This is a genomic window from Nonomuraea zeae, assembly GCF_005889725.1.
Classification (GTDB): Bacteria; Actinomycetota; Actinomycetes; order Streptosporangiales; family Streptosporangiaceae; genus Nonomuraea; species Nonomuraea zeae.
In genome coordinates this window covers 1-13,500 of record NZ_VCKX01000313.1, presented here as the reverse complement: position 1 = coordinate 13,500, position 13,500 = coordinate 1, and the positions used below count along the sequence as shown (strand labels likewise).

The window sequence follows — 13,500 nt, the reverse complement described above, 5'->3', positions numbered from 1 at the left end:
GCTCATATCATCCTAATTCCTGTTTTCTAACCGATGACGGCTTCTGTATCTTGCAATTTTTTTTTTTACCCGCCGGACGGGCTCGTGAAGGGACCGGACGGGCTGGTGAAGGGATTGGACGGGCTCGTGAAAGGGGCGGAGATCGAGAAGGCGACGTCGGCCAGCTTGGCCCGGGCCGAGAGCGCGACCGTCTCCGCTCCGCGCCGCGAACGTACGAAGGCGAGCGTGCGGACGTCGGCCAGGACGAGGTCCGCCAGCAAGTCGGCCGCCTCAGCCGTCGCCGTCCTTCGCACAGGAGCCCCTCCCTCGCCCCGCAACTCCGTCAGAGGCGGCTCCCAGAGCGCGATGGTGGTTGAACCCTTCGGCGACGCGTCCACGGTCACCTCGTCCATCTCAAGCCCCGTCAGCCTCATGGCGAACGCGCCCGGCTCGCTGGCCGTCGCCGACGCGAGCAGGAACGTGGGCTGCGAGCCGTAGCGGGCGCAGACCCGGCGCAGGCGGCGCAGGATCTGGGCGACGTGGGAGCCGAAGACGCCGCGGTAGCCGTGGCACTCGTCCACGACAACCATGCGCAGCCGGCGGAAGAACGACGACCACTGGGAGTGCCGGGGGAGGACGCTGCGGTGCAGCATGTCCGGATTAGTCAGGACGTAGTTGGCGTGTTGGCGCACCCACGCGCGTTCCTCGAAGGGGGTGTCCCCGTCGAAGCACGCGGCGCGCACCTGGGTCATGCGCAGCTCGCGCAGCCCCCGGAGCTGGTCGGCGGCCAGTGCCTTGGTCGGCGTGAGGTACAGGACCGTGCCGCCGTCGAGACAGGAGGCGACCGCGGGAGTGAGGTACGCCAGAGACTTCCCCGACGCCGTCCCCGTGGAAATGATCACGTTTCGGCCACGGAATGCCAGGTCGGCGGCTTCGTACTGGTGAGGCCAGAGTCCTGTCACCCCGCGGTTCGCCAAGCGCGTAACGAAGACTTCGGGGGCCCATTTGGGCCAACTGGCTTGACCCGCCTGACGTGCTGGAACATGCTCCACATGGGTGACACGCTCGTGACGTGCGGGAACACCGAGCAGGTGGCGGAGGAGTGGACCTGCCTGTTCTGGGGAGGATGCGGAGGAAGTCACTGTTTCCAGTCTTGCATCGGTGGGCAAAGTCGCCGGGAATCGTGATTTCGTATAGACACAAGCCAGACGCGTGGTTGAATGCCGCGCGTCAGGGTCGGACAGTCTGGGGCCACATCCCAGATTGCCAGGCCCAAGAGAGTACTTTCGCAGGCGAGGCGCTGGAGGATCTGTGGATCTGAAGTTGGATCACCGCACCGAAGACCGACTCACCATCGTGGAGGTCGAGGGTGAGATCGATGTCTACACGGCGCCGAGATTGCGTGAGCTCCTCATCGACCTGGTGAACAAGGGCAACTTCCACCTTCTCGTCAACATGGAGAAGGTCGACTTCCTCGACTCGACGGGCCTTGGCGTCCTGGTCGGGGGGCTCAAGCGAGTTCGCGCGCACGACGGCTCGCTCGAGCTGGTCTGCACCCAGGAGCGTATCCTCAAGATCTTCCGGATCACCGGTCTGACCAAGGTCTTCGGGATCTACGCTTCGGTCGACGAGGCCAAGGAAGCTCACGGCAAAGACAAGTAGCATGGCTACCGTCGAGCTGACGTTCAGCGCCCTCCCCGCGCATGTGCGGACCGCCCGGTTGGTGGCGACGGCGATCGCTCGCCGCACCGGCGTGGAGGAGTCACTGCTGGACGAAGTCAGGCTCGCCGTGGGTGAGGCCTGCTCCCGGGCGGTCGAGGCGCATCGCGCACACTGTCCGGGCGAGCCCATCCGCATCGAGCTACGTGACGATTCCGGGCGTTTCGAGGTCACGGTCAGCGACCAGGCGCCCAGCGATGAGATCAAGCAAGAAAAACCGCTCGACCTCGGCATGCTCTCTGACTCGTTCATGTCGGGCTTCGGGATCGCCGTCATCGAAGGGCTGGCTGATGACGTCGAGGTGTTCCCCACCCCCAAGGGGACGAACATCCGGATGAGCTGGCCGGCCGCCGCCGCCAACGGCGTCTGAACCGCCACCGGTTCCTTCCCGTGGGCGACCGGGGTGTGTGGTCGACGGCCCCCCGTCCCTCGCCGCTGGGCGCCCTCTGGCGCCCAGCACCCCCCTCCAACCCCATCTTCTTGTACGGCGAAGCCAAGCCGGCGCCCCCTTGCCGGCCATGGCCGGGTGTCTCCGGTTCCAGGAGGACGTCCGCATGACTGGGCGCCGTCACCCGTGCGATGGCTTCCGTTCGAGGTGGCCGAGGGTCGCCAGGGCCACGTCTCGGCGTTTCCAGCCTTCCGCGAGCCGGTAAGAGCGCGGTGGAGGGGCCTCGGAGAGCCGTGAGGAGCCTTTAGAGAGTGCTGCGGGCATATGACGGAGGCCGGAGCGGCTCGGGTGCCCATGGTGCCGTTGAGGGCTTTGCCGGGAAGCGGCATCTTGTTGTGATTGCCGCTAAATGCCCGTGAGGTGCAGCGGGCTTCCGGCACCTCGTACAGACCGGCGGTCCGGCCGGCCCATTTCCGGCTCGGAGCCCGGACGCCGCGCGGCCCTGGTCGCCCGCCCGTCTCCCCCCACGCATCCGGCCCATGCACCCCATCGGTGGCCACGCTCCGCGCACGGCCCTTCCGGTCCCGATGTCGGCCCTGGCCGCCCCAGTTTCGGGCCGACCGTTATAGGGCCCTGTCATGCCCGTAAACCCCGGGAAATTTCGCTTGTCAGCTCCCAAACCGGGTCGCTGTCAGGGGATTACTAAACGCGTGCACAATTAGCCGCCTCGAGAGCCTTCATATCCGCGGAGTGCCTGCGTAGACTCCCGGCACCGGCCAAGGTGATCCGGCGGAACGCGGATTCAACCGGAAGCGGCACCCACAACCCGGATGGTGCCGCAACACCCGCCGAGGAATGCCGCAGCACCGCCCGGGCAGGACGACCGGTCTTGCCGAGGAGAACGATGAGCAGGCACATGCTGGCAGCGGAGCCAGCTTCAAATCTGGCCCTGAGCGGTAACAATCTCACTATCGTGATCGTGGTCGCCGCGGTCGCACTGATCGCGCTAGCCGTCGCCGGCGGCCTGGTGCGGGAAGTGCTGTCCGCCGGCCAGGGCACGGAGCGCATGCAGAACATCGCACGTGCCGTACAAGAAGGAGCTGCCGCGTATCTCACGCGCCAGTTCCGCACGTTGGCGATCTTCGTCGTCGTGATTCCTTTCCTGCTGCTTCTGCTACCTGGAGAAACCGACGTACGCATCGGGCGGTCCATCTTTTTCGTGGTTGGGGCGGTATTCTCCGCGCTGACCGGGTTCATGGGCATGTGGCTGGCCGTGCGCGGGAATGTCCGCGTCGCCGCCGCGGCCAACGAGTCGGGCGAGAAGCGGGCCATGCGCATCGCGTTCCGCACCGGCGGCGTGGCCGGCATGTTCACCGTGGGCCTCGGCCTGCTCGGCGCGGCCGTGGTGGTGTTCGTCTACCAGGGTGACGCGCCCGGCGTGCTCGAAGGCTTCGGGTTCGGGGCGGCGCTGCTGGCGATGTTCATGCGAGTCGGCGGCGGCATCTTCACCAAGGCCGCCGACGTCGGCGCCGACCTGGTGGGCAAGGTCGAGCAGGGCATCCCCGAGGACGACCCGCGCAACGCCGCCACCATCGCCGACAACGTGGGCGACAACGTCGGCGACTGCGCGGGCATGGCGGCCGACCTCTTCGAGTCGTACGCGGTCATGCTGGTCGCCAGCCTCATCCTGGGCAAGGTGGCCTTCGGCGAGCAGGGGCTGATCTTCCCCCTCATCGTCCCCATGATCGGTGTGGTCACGGCGATCATCGGCATCTTCGTCACGGGGATGCGCGACCGCGACCGCAGCGGCATGGCGGCCATCAACCGCAGCTTCTTCATCTCGGCCGCCATCTCGGCCGTCCTGGTCGCGGCGGCCGCGTTCTGGTACCTGCCCAGCAGCTTCAGCGGCCTGACCGGCTCCAGCGTGCAGTCCACCGCCGACCCGCGGCTCATCGCGATCGGCGCGGTGCTGATCGGCCTGGTGCTGGCCAGCGCCATCCAGCTGCTGACCGGCTACTTCACCGAGACCACCCGGCGTCCCGTGCGGGAGATCGGCGAGAGCTCGGCCACCGGCCCGGCGACCGTCATCCTGGCCGGCATCAGCGTCGGCCTCGAGTCGGCCGTCTACTCCGCCCTGATCATCGGTGGCGCGGTCTACGGCGCGTTCCTGCTCGGGTTCGGGAACGTGACGATCGCGCTGTTCGCGGTGGCCCTGGCGGGCACCGGCCTGCTGACCACGGTCGGCGTCATCGTGTCCATGGACACCTTCGGTCCGGTCTCGGACAACGCCCAGGGCATCGCCGAGATGTCGGGCGACGTCGAGGGCGACGGCGCGCGCGTGCTGACCAGCCTCGACGCCGTCGGCAACACCACCAAGGCCATCACCAAGGGCATCGCCATCGCCACGGCCGTGCTGGCTGCGACCGCGCTGTTCGGCGCCTTCCGTACCGCCGTGGAGGGCGAGCTGACGGCGGCGAGCGCGTCGGTCAAGTCCGCACTCGGCGCGTTCGCCACCTTCAACCTCGGCATCGACCAGCCGAACGTCCTGGTCGGCCTGATCATCGGCGCCGCCGTCGTGTTCCTCTTCGCGGGGCTCGCGATCATGGCGGTCGGCCGGGCCGCGATGCGGGTGGTCTTCGAGGTACGCGACCAGTTCCGCAGCAAGCCCGGCATCATGGACGGCACCGAGCTGCCGGACTACGGCCGGGTCGTCGACATCTGCACCCGCGACTCGCTCCGCGAACTGGCCACGCCCGGCCTGCTGGCGGTCATGACCCCGATCGCGGTCGGCTTCGCGCTCGGCTACGCGCCGCTGGGCGCGTTCCTCGCCGGAGCCATCGCCTGCGGCACCCTGATGGCCGTCTTCCTGGCGAACTCGGGCGGCGCCTGGGACAACGCCAAGAAGCTGGTCGAGGACGGCCACTACGGCGGCAAGGGCTCCGAGGCCCACGCCGCCACGGTCATCGGCGACACGGTCGGCGACCCGTTCAAGGACACCGCCGGCCCGGCCATCAACCCGCTCATCAAGGTGATGAACCTGGTGGCGCTGCTGGTGGCCCCGGCCGTGGTGCTGTACGCGGGCAACCCGGTCATCCGCATCGGCATCACAGTGGTGGCGGTGGGCGTGGTGGTCGGCGCCATCATCGTGTCCAAGCGCCGGACGGTGGCCACCGAGCCGGCCAGCAACAACAACGACCGCGAGCACGAGCCCGTCGCGTCGTAGCCCGGCATCCCGCCGGTGATCCGGCGTGACCTGGGAGGATGTCCGGAGGCGCCCGCTCCCCTGCGTAGGGGCGGGCGTCTCCGCGTTCACCGGGGCAGGCGTGGGCCACGTCTTCCCATGGGGCGGGCGGTCGTGAGGGCTCGGCCCGGCGGTGGGAAACTGGGCACGTGAAAGACGACAAACAGCCCAGCGGCGGGAAGGCCCTGGCCACCATCCTGCTGTCGATGCTCGCCATCCTGGCCGTGATCGTCGGGCTGGCGATCTGGGCATCGAGGACGGGATGATCTGGTGCGGACCTTGATTGTGCTGCGTCACTCCAAAGCCGCCCACGTCGCCGGCCTGGCCGATCGCGAGCGGCCGCTGACGGGGCGCGGCGAGCGGGACGCCAAGCGGGCGGGCGACGAGATCAGGGCGTCGGGGCTCGACCCCGACGTGGTGCTCTGCTCGCCGGCGCTCAGGACCAGGCGCACCGCCGAGCTCGCCTTCCCCGAGTCGGAGATCAGCTACGAGCGCGACATCTACGAGGCCTACGCGGATGAGCTGCTGGAGCTGGTCCGCGGGTCCGATCCCGACGCGAGCACCGTGGTGCTGTGCGGGCACAACCCGGGCGTCCACGAGCTCGCCTTGAGCCTGGCGGGCGGCGACTACGGGTTCAGGCCCGGCGCCTTCGCGGTGATCGAGGTGGACTCCGCCTGGGCGGACCTCGGGCCGGGGGAGGGCCGCCTGGTCACGCGCTGGGACCCCAAAGAGGACTGAGCAGGTGGTGGCTGACCCGGCTGGGCCGCCGGGTCAGCCCGCAGTCAGTACGCCGTCCTCCGCGTCCGCCGCCTCCACCTCGTCACGAGAGATCCCCAGCAGGTAGAGGATCGAGTCCAGGTACGGAGTGTTCACCGCCGTGTCGGCCGCCTGCCGCACCACCGGCTTGGCGTTGAACGCGATCCCCAGCCCGGCCGCCGCGATCATGTCCAGGTCGTTCGCCCCGTCCCCGATGGCCACCGTCTGTGAGATCGGCAGGTGGGCCTCCTTGGCGAACCTCTCCAGCGCCCGCGCCTTGCCCGGCCGGTCGACGATCTCGCCCACGACCCGCCCGGTCAGCCGCCCGTCGACGACCTCCAGGACGTTCGCCGCCGAGTAGTCGATCCCCAGCTCCTCCACCAGTCCGTCGGTGATCTGCGTGAACCCCCCGCTGACGATGGCGAAGCGGAAGTCGAGCCGCTTGAGCGTGCGGACCAGCGTACGGGCTCCGGGGGTCAGGACGACCTGCCCGCGCACCTCCTCGAACACCTCCGCCGGCAGCCCCTCCAGCAGCGCCACCCGGCGCCGCAGCGACTCGGCGAAGTCGAGCTCGCCGCGCATGGCCTGCTCGGTGACCCTGGCGACCTCCTCCAGGCAACCCGCGTGCGCCGCCAGCAGCTCGATGACCTCGCCCTGGATGAGGGTCGAGTCGACGTCCATGACGATCAGCCGCTTGGCCCGGCGCGACAGGCCGGTGCGCTGCACCGCCACGTCCACCTCCTGGGCGGCGGCCTCGGCAGCCAGCTCCACGCGCAGGGCGTTGGGGTCGGCGCCGGAGACGGACAGCTCGATGCAGGTGACCGGCCACTGGGCGAGGCGCTCGATGCGGTCGATGTTCGCGCCGGCGGCGGCGATGCGCCCGGCGATGCCCGCGATGGCGGCGGGCTGGAGCGTGGCGCCGAGCACGCTGACCGACAGGCGGCCGCGGCGGCGCTGCTCCTTGGTCTGGGAGCCGGTGGAGAGCTCCACCTCCAGGCCCAGATCCTCGGCCACCCGCTCGACCGCGGTCCACATGGCGCCGAGGGTGGTGCCGGTGCCGGTCGAAGGACCGCCGGCGTAGGCGACGAGCACGCCGAGTGTGAGGCGGCCTCGGATGACGACCTGCTCGATGTCCGCGACCGTCACCGGAAAGCCGGACAGAACGGAGAAGAGCCGCGAAGTGACGCCCGGACGATCAGGGCCGGTCAGGGTGATCAGGAGGGTGCGCTGGTCCACATTCAGTCACGGTACTGCGCCCGGTCCGATGCTCGTGAAGCAGGTGCGGCATTCGGACACGGGCGCAGCAGGCCGAAATCGCTGGCGGGAACACGTTCACCGGCCTGCCGGTCCACTGCCGTGCCAGGTTGAAGCCCGGTTAAAGCTTGGCCAAAGCCTGGTCAAGGGGTGTGGTGGCGGTCCGCTGGGCGGGCTCGGGTCAGCGGACGACCTTGGTTTTGACCGTCTTCGCGAAACCGTGCTCGGGGACGCCGAGCCGGTCCAGCTCCTCCTTGCTCATGTTCTCCATGCCCTGGTCGACGTCGTAGGAGACGATGCCGAGCGTCGCCTTCTGCGTGCCCTTGGCACTCTTCTTCAGCCTGGTCTCGAAGATCATGGTGATGGAGTCGCCCTTCTCCAGGATCTTCGGCAGGAAGCAGAAGAGGGCACGGCCTTCCAGGTAGCACTCAGTGCCCTTGACACTGGTGCGGTAGCGGACCTTCCGCAGGTCGACATCCTTGGGGAACTCACCGCCGAGGAAGTAGTAGTCCGCGTAGTACGGACCCTTGTTCGTGGCGAAGATGGTGTAGTTCACCTTGCCGCCGGGCTTGGCCGTCTTGGGCGCCTTCACCTTGATGTCAAAGGCGGAGAACGGAGCGCTTGCGACGGCCGCGGTCGTGGCGGTGGCGGTCGTGGCGGAGGCGGGAACAGCGGGGAGCAGCAGGGCGCCTGCCAGCAATGCCAGCGTTGCGACCTTAGGTAGCGAGTTGCGCATTCAACGTCTCCGGGGAGGAAGTGGCACGGGGACGCGCAAGAACAAGCCCCCGTAAATGTCGGCTTTTCCTATCACGTAAGCAAAAACTATGTAAAGTCCATTACTTCAGAATGAGGTGCGTGTCGCCGAACTCGTGCCACAGATATCCCTCCTGGAGCGCCGCCTCGTATGCCCGAGCCAGCGCGTTCTGTCCCGCGATGGCGCTCAGCATCAGCAGATGGCTGGAACGGGGCTCGTGCAGCCCTGTGATCAGCCCCGATACGGCCCGCACGCCGCGTTCCGGGGTGACGATGTGGCCGGTCCACCCGGCCGCCGGCCGCACGTCTCCGTCCGCGTCCACGGCCGTCTCCAGCGCCCGTACGACGGTCGTGCCCGCCGCGATCACCCGGTTGCCGCTCCGGTTGGCCAGGTTCACCAGCCGCGCGGTGGCGGCGGGCACCTCGTACCGCTCGGCGTAGGGCGGCTCGTCCTTCTCCGGCGATGCGACCCCCGTGTGCAGGGTGATCGGCGCGATCCCGACGCCGCGCGCCACCAGAGCGGTCACCAGGTCCGCGGTGAACGGCCTGGCCGCGCTCGGCATCTCCGCGCTGCCCGGCACGGTCGCGAACACCGTCTGGTAGTCGTCGATCGGCCAGTCCCGCTCCACGTACGAGTAGCGGATCGGCACCCCGTACGCCCGCAGGTACGCCTCCACGTCCTGGTCCAGCCGCGCCCGCCACAGCCGCGGCGTCTCCCGCCCGAGCAGGCGCAGCGTGGCGCGTCCGGGCAGCGGCAGCCACTCGCCGGGTTCGCCGCCGGCGTAGGGCTCGGACGCCTTCGAGGTGCGGCGGCGCAGCTCGACCAGCCACGTGCCGTCCTGCCTGGCGGTGGAGAAGTGCACGGCCAGCCGGTCCAGGCGGACGGCCGCGGGCAGGGTCGCGGAGTTGTTCACCACGATGAGGTCGCCGGGGGCGAGCAGACCCGGCAGGTCGCTGAAGCGGTGGTGCGTGGGAGCCAGGTCGCCCCGCGAGAGCATCAGGCGGACCCCGTCCCGGGGCAGCCCCCTCGCCTCGGCCGGCTCGTGGGCCGACAGGTCGGGCGGCAGGGCGAAGTCCAGCGCGGCGGTCCTGCCCAGCCCCGCGCCCGTCGTCGTGGTCATTGCAGGCTCACCTTGCCGCTGGCCGGGCGGGCGTTCACGAGGTCGTGCAGCGTGGCGGCGACCTTGGCCGGGTCGGCGGCGCCCGCGGCCTCCTCGGTGCCGACGGCGTCGGCGAGCATGCGGGTGTTCATCTCACCCGGATCGACCCACCAGACCCGCACGCCGGGCTCCTCGGCCGACAGCACGTTGGAGAGCTGCTCCAGCGCCGCCTTGGTGGCCCCGTAGCCGCCCCAGCCCGCGTACGCGCCGGTGGCGGCGTCCGAGGTGACGTTCACGACGGCTCCGCGCGCGGCGCGCAGGGCGGGCAGCGTGGCCTGGAGCAGGGCGAGCGGCGCGGTCACGTTCGTCTCCAGCAGCACCCTGAACGCCTCCAGCGGGTAGCCCGCGAGCGGCGGCAGCGGGGTCACGCCCAGGTCGCTGGCGTTGTTGACCAGCAGGTCCAGCTCCGGCGCGGCCCGTGCCAGCCGTTCGACGTGCGCCGGATCGGTCACGTCCCCCGGGATCGCGACGGCGCCCAGCTCGGACGCGACCCGCTCCAGGTCCTCCGCGCCGCGGGCGGTGAGTACGAGGCTCCATCCCGCACCTGCCAGCGACCTCGCCAGGGCGAGGCCGAGTCCGCGGGAAGCGCCGGTGATGAGTGCGATGTTCGTCATGGTTCCGACGGTAGGAACGCGGCGCGCGGCTGACATCGGGCCCAGGACCCGATCCGGTCTGGGCACATCGTCCTAAGACCGTGGAGCAGGGGAATGTCGGACCGGGACCATAGAGTGGCTCCGTGGCTCCCGACGTGACCTCCGAGGCGACGCCTGACCGGGACGAGATCCTGCAGGCAGTGAGCACCGCGGTGCTCGCGGTCACCCGCCATCTGTCGGTCCGCGAGGTGCTGCAGGTCATCGTACGCTCGGCGCAGCGGCTGCTCGACGCCCGCTACGCCGCGCTCGGCGTGCCCGACGACGACGGGTCGTTCGCCGAGTTCGTCGCCGAGGGGCTCACCGACAAGCAGTGGGACGCGATCGGGCCGCTGCCCAGGCAGCACGGCATGCTCGGCGCGATGCTCCGCGAAGGGACCCCGGCCAGGCTGCCCGACCTGCGGGAAGACCCGAGGTTCGAGTGGTGGCCGAAGGCCCATCCGGTGATGAAGGACTTCCTCGGCGTCCCGATCCGCGACGGCGAGCAGGTGCTCGGGATCATCTTCCTGGCCAACAAGCGCACGCCCGGCGGCTTCACGCAGGACGACCAGGATCTGCTCACGCTGTTCGCCGCGCACGCCGCGATCGCGCTGACCAACGCCAGGCTCTACGAGCGCGGGCGCGAGCTGGCCATGCTGGAGGAGCGCAACCGGATGGCCCGCGAGCTGCACGACGCGGTCACGCAGAAGCTGTTCTCGCTCAGGCTCACCGCCCAGTCGGCCGCGGCCCTGCTGGAGACGGCTCCCGGCCGGGCCGCGGTCGAGCTGGAGCGCGTGCAACGGCTGGCCGGCGAGGCGCTGTCCGAGCTGCGGGCCGTGATCGTCGAGCTGCGGCCGGCCGAGCTCGACCGGCACGGGCTGGCCGAGACGCTGCGCAAGCACGTGCGCATGCTCGACCGGCTGCACGCGTCCGCGGTCGGCTTCGAGTGCGACGAGCTGCCGCCGCTCGACCCGGCGGTCGAGGTGGCCGTGCTGAGAGTGGCCCAGGAGGCGCTGCACAACGCGCTGAGGCATTCCAACGCCACCCGCGTCTCCGTGAGTCTGAGCTACGACGACGGCAAGCTGACCATGACCGTCCGCGACGACGGCGACGGTTTCGACCAGGCAGATTCCCGCGGCCTCGGCCTGGTGTCGATGCGCGACAGGGCGGAGTCGGTCGGCGGCGTCATGACCGTCGGCTCGGCGCGCGGCGAAGGGACCACAGTGCGCGTGGAGGTGGGCGTTTGATCCGGGTGCTGATCGCCGACGATCATCCGGTGGTGCGGCAGGGGCTGCGCACGTTCCTCGACCTCCAGGACGACATCACGGTCGTCGGCGAGGCGGGCGACGGCGAGCAGGCCGTCGAGCTGGTCGGGGAGCTGGCTCCCGACGTGCTGCTGCTGGACCTGAAGATGCCGGTGCTCGACGGGCTCGGCGCGCTGGAGCGGCTGGCGGGCTCGGCGACCAGGGTGGTCGTGCTGACGTCGGTCAGCGACCCCTCTGACGTGGGCCCGGCGATGCGGGCGGGCGCGGCGGGCTTCCTCTACAAGGACGTCGATCCGATCGCGCTGGTCCAGGCCGTGCGCGCGGTGCACGGCGGGCAGGTGCTGCTGGCCCCCGAGGCCGCCGAGGCGATGCTGGCCCCGGCGGGCGGCGGGCTCACGCCGGCGCTCCTGACCGAGCGCGAGCGTGAGGTGCTCGCGCTGATCGCGGCCGGCCGCTCGAACAGGGAGATCGCGCGGAGCCTGGCCGTCGCCGAGAAGACGGTCAAGACCCACGTCTCCAACGTGCTGATGAAGCTGGGCGTGCAGGACCGCACCCAGGCCGCTCTGTACGCCGTACGTCACGGCCTGGGCTGATCGATCAGGTGTCCTTCTTCTTGTTGGACTCTTCGTGGCTGGAAGGCGGGTTGTAGTCCTTGACCACGGGCGGCGGGGTCCAGCGCCGCCTCGGCCCGCTCGGCGGGCTGACGATCCGCGTCTTGGCCGTCTTCAGCCAGTAGTAGCCCTTGATGCCGAGGCGCTTGAGCTCTTCCTCGTCGATGTTCTCCATGCCCTGGTCGACGTCGAACGACATCACGCCGACGCGGGCCTTGGCGACGCCCTTGGTGCCCTTCTTCAGCGTCACCTGGAAGTTCAGCCAGTCGGTCTTGCCCTTCTCCAGCCGCAGCGGGCCCCAGCACCAGAACCAGCGGCCCTCCCAGGTGCACTTGGTGCCCTTCGGGCCGCCCCAGCGCAGGCGGGGCACGACGCCCTTGGGCACCTCGCCGCCCATCCAGTAGTAGTCGGCGTAGTGGGGGCCCAAATTCTTGGCCCGGACGTAATATGTGATCTTGCCGCCGCGCTTGGTGCGGGCGCTGTGCTTGACCGAGATCTTGAAACTGGAGAACGGCGCCATCTTGATCGAGGCGGTCCGCGCCACTGCTCCAGTGGTGGATCCAGTGGTGGACCCAGTGGTGGACCCAGTGGTGGACGCGGCGGCGTTCGTGGTGGTGAGGGCGGCGGCCGGGCCCGGTGCGGCCAGTGGCGCGGCGGCGAGAGCGCCGGCTAACAACAGGCTGAGGTTTTTGCGCATGTGACGGCTCCCCGTACGGTGCTGGAAATCCCCGATCATCTCCACGATTATTGCGGAGGGCCAATATTTCGCATAGAGCGATGATCTTTCGTGACCTGGGATGGCTTGCGGGTGTTCGCGCGGGTCGATCACGCTTGTGGTCGGGGGTCTAGCACAAGGGGGAGGACCAGGTGCCGGAAACGCACCCCTTACAACCGGGCGACCCTCAGTCGCTGGGGAACTACCGGTTGCTCGGACGTCTGGGCAAAGGGGCGCAGGGGGTCGTTTATAAAGGCGAGTCACCCGATGGGCGATTTGTCGCAATAAAGCTGTTGAACACCCGACTCGACAAACCCGGACTTGACGCCGAACGCTTCATGCGCGAAGTGGCCGCCGCCCGCCGGGTCGCCCAGTTCTGCACCGCCCAGGTCCTCGGCGCGAACATGGACGGCGAGCAGCTCTACATCGTCAGCGAGCTGGTGGACGGCGTCTCGCTGCAGATGGTGGTGCAACGGGAGGGGCCGCGCGCGGGCGGGGCGCTCTACCGCCTGGCCGTCGGAACGGTCACCGCCCTGGCCGCCATCCACCGCGCCGGGATCGTGCACAGGGACTTCAAGCCGAGCAACGTGCTGCTCGGGACCGACGGGCCGCGCGTGATCGACTTCGGCATCGCCAGGGCACTGGACTCGGCGATGACGATCAGCAGCGGGGTGGTGGGGACGCCGGCGTACATGTCGCCCGAGCAGATCTCGGCCGAGCGGGTCGGGCCGGCCAGCGACATGTTCAGCTGGGCACTGACCATGGTGTACGCCGCCACCGGCCGGCCCGCCTTCGGCCAGGACAGCCTGCCGGCGGTCATCTACCGGGTGATGAACGAGGAGCCGGACGTGTCGGCGATGCCCGACCCGCTGCGGCCGATCGTGCAGTCGTGCCTGAGCAAGCGCGCCGAGGACCGGCCGACGGCGGCGGATGCGCTGTTCGCGCTCCTGGAGCACCAGGGGGAGGCGCCGGCGCTGGACGACGAAGGCGCCCTCACCACCGGCTCCCAGCCTGTCTCTTATACCCATCT

Annotated in this window: 13 protein-coding genes; 7 read left to right on the top strand and 6 right to left on the bottom strand. The window is 69.5% G+C overall.

The annotated features are described in order from the left end of the window. Positions 1-65: 65 nt before the first annotated feature. Positions 66-881 carry a DEAD/DEAH box helicase gene (locus ETD85_RS51920; RefSeq protein ID WP_420847340.1) on the bottom strand — a complete coding sequence of 272 codons (816 nt, stop codon included), beginning with the start codon at positions 879-881 and terminating at the stop codon, positions 66-68. 409 nt (positions 882-1,290) lie between these two features. Here ETD85_RS51920 and ETD85_RS51915 point away from each other — a divergent pair, with 409 nt between their 5' ends. The 4 genes from ETD85_RS51915 (at position 1,291) to ETD85_RS51900 (ending at position 6,065) form a co-directional block, all read left to right on the top strand. After that, entirely contained in the window at positions 1,291-1,641 is a 351-nt protein-coding gene (locus ETD85_RS51915; protein WP_043629845.1) for an STAS domain-containing protein, read from the top strand. Between the two features lies 1 nt (position 1,642). Further along, positions 1,643-2,068, top strand: a complete 426-nt coding sequence (locus ETD85_RS51910) for an ATP-binding protein (protein ID WP_138697252.1) — start codon at positions 1,643-1,645, stop codon at positions 2,066-2,068. Between the two features lie 922 nt (positions 2,069-2,990). Beyond that, on the top strand, positions 2,991-5,309 hold the full coding sequence (locus tag ETD85_RS51905; RefSeq protein ID WP_138697251.1) for a sodium-translocating pyrophosphatase: 2,319 nt from the start codon (positions 2,991-2,993) through the stop codon (positions 5,307-5,309). A 288-nt stretch (positions 5,310-5,597) separates the two neighbouring features. Then, the gene (locus ETD85_RS51900; RefSeq protein ID WP_240779990.1) at positions 5,598-6,065 is read left to right on the top strand and encodes a SixA phosphatase family protein; all 468 of its coding nucleotides are present in this window, start codon (positions 5,598-5,600) and stop codon (positions 6,063-6,065) included. Between the two features lie 33 nt (positions 6,066-6,098). Here the strand turns inward: ETD85_RS51900 and serB are convergent, their stop codons facing one another. The 4 genes from serB to ETD85_RS51880 form a co-directional block, all read right to left on the bottom strand. Then, the gene (serB, locus tag ETD85_RS51895) at positions 6,099-7,319 is read right to left on the bottom strand and encodes a phosphoserine phosphatase SerB (RefSeq protein WP_138697250.1); all 1,221 of its coding nucleotides are present in this window, start codon (positions 7,317-7,319) and stop codon (positions 6,099-6,101) included. A gap of 199 nt (positions 7,320-7,518) precedes the next feature. Further along, entirely contained in the window at positions 7,519-8,037 is a 519-nt protein-coding gene (locus tag ETD85_RS51890; RefSeq protein WP_138697249.1) for a DUF11 domain-containing protein, read from the bottom strand. Positions 8,038-8,173: 136 nt separating this feature from the next. Continuing rightward, the gene (locus tag ETD85_RS51885) at positions 8,174-9,211 is read right to left on the bottom strand and encodes an S-adenosylmethionine:tRNA ribosyltransferase-isomerase (protein ID WP_138697248.1); all 1,038 of its coding nucleotides are present in this window, start codon (positions 9,209-9,211) and stop codon (positions 8,174-8,176) included. Next, positions 9,208-9,864 (bottom strand): SDR family NAD(P)-dependent oxidoreductase, encoded by a 657-nt coding sequence (locus tag ETD85_RS51880; RefSeq protein ID WP_138697247.1) that lies wholly within the window; start codon positions 9,862-9,864, stop codon positions 9,208-9,210. The genes ETD85_RS51885 and ETD85_RS51880 overlap by 4 nt, the downstream gene beginning before the upstream one ends. A gap of 122 nt (positions 9,865-9,986) precedes the next feature. On the opposite strand from ETD85_RS51880, the gene ETD85_RS51875 reads away from it, so the two are divergent. Together ETD85_RS51875 and ETD85_RS51870 are read left to right on the top strand one after the other, a co-directional pair. Beyond that, the gene (locus ETD85_RS51875) at positions 9,987-11,126 is read left to right on the top strand and encodes a GAF domain-containing sensor histidine kinase (RefSeq protein WP_240779989.1); all 1,140 of its coding nucleotides are present in this window, start codon (positions 9,987-9,989) and stop codon (positions 11,124-11,126) included. Continuing rightward, positions 11,123-11,737: a response regulator gene (locus ETD85_RS51870; RefSeq protein ID WP_138697246.1), complete on the top strand. Its 615-nt coding sequence runs from the start codon at positions 11,123-11,125 to the stop codon at positions 11,735-11,737. The genes ETD85_RS51875 and ETD85_RS51870 overlap by 4 nt, the downstream gene beginning before the upstream one ends. A gap of 4 nt (positions 11,738-11,741) precedes the next feature. On the opposite strand, the gene ETD85_RS51865 is transcribed toward ETD85_RS51870, so the two are convergent. Then, complete coding sequence (locus tag ETD85_RS51865) at positions 11,742-12,452, bottom strand: hypothetical protein (RefSeq protein WP_138697245.1); 711 nt, start codon at positions 12,450-12,452, stop codon at positions 11,742-11,744. A gap of 170 nt (positions 12,453-12,622) precedes the next feature. Here ETD85_RS51865 and ETD85_RS51860 point away from each other — a divergent pair. Next, the coding region (locus tag ETD85_RS51860; protein WP_138697244.1) for a serine/threonine-protein kinase at positions 12,623-13,500 on the top strand (878 nt) is incomplete at its 3' end.